The sequence below is a fragment of the Aeromonas rivipollensis genome (assembly GCF_010974825.1).
In the GTDB taxonomy this organism is placed as follows: Bacteria; Pseudomonadota; Gammaproteobacteria; order Enterobacterales; family Aeromonadaceae; genus Aeromonas; species Aeromonas rivipollensis.
Genome location: NZ_JAAILA010000056.1, coordinates 1 through 720, shown reverse-complemented (window position 1 = coordinate 720; position 720 = coordinate 1). Strand labels below are relative to the sequence as shown.

The window sequence follows — 720 nt, the reverse complement described above, 5'->3', positions numbered from 1 at the left end:
CCCTGATTATTCAGGGCTTTTTTATTTACCCTGTCCCGTCCTGAATATGGTTTACACCTTTCGCCCACATTAATTGAGAATCCGATGGGACAAGGTGTGAAACGAACACAGCGCGATTACTCGCTGACTTTTAAACTGGCGCTGGTCGAGCAGATTGAAAAAGGCGAGCTCACCTACAAACAGGCGCAGACTCGTTATGGCATTCAGGGCCGCTCCACCGTTCTGGTATGGTTGCGTAAACATGGTCGGCAAGATTGGAGCCAGGGGGCTTCTGTGCGCGCCGGCAGGAGCATCACCATGCCTGACCCCGACAACCAGACGCCCGAACAGCGAATCAAGGAGCTCGAGCAGCAGCTGGCGCTGATGAGCCAGAAGGCCCAGTTCTTTGAGGCCGTCGTCGATGTGCTGAAGAACGACTACGGTGTCTCCATCGTAAAAAAGCGACCCGGCAAGTCCTCTCGCAGCGGCAAGTCGAGAGGCTGACCATCGTCAGGGCTTGCCTGTTTCTGGGGATAAGCCGTCAGGCTTACTACAAGCGCAATCGGGTTGCAGACCTGCGCCATGCACAGGGGCTGCAGGTGGTGCGCTTCGTGCGTCAGGTACGGTTACGCCAACCGCGGGTGGGCACCCGCAAGCTGCATTATCTGCTTCAGGGTCAGGATGATGGCGGGCTCAAGGTGGGGCGGGACAGGTTGTTTCAGATATTGGCCGAGCACCGCC

General features: G+C 57.1%; 1 pseudogene. It reads left to right on the top strand.

Going from position 1 to position 720, the window contains the following annotated elements:
- Positions 1-84: 84 nt before the first annotated feature.
- Positions 85-720, top strand: a pseudogene (locus G4923_RS21140) (transposase family protein); the annotation flags it as partial.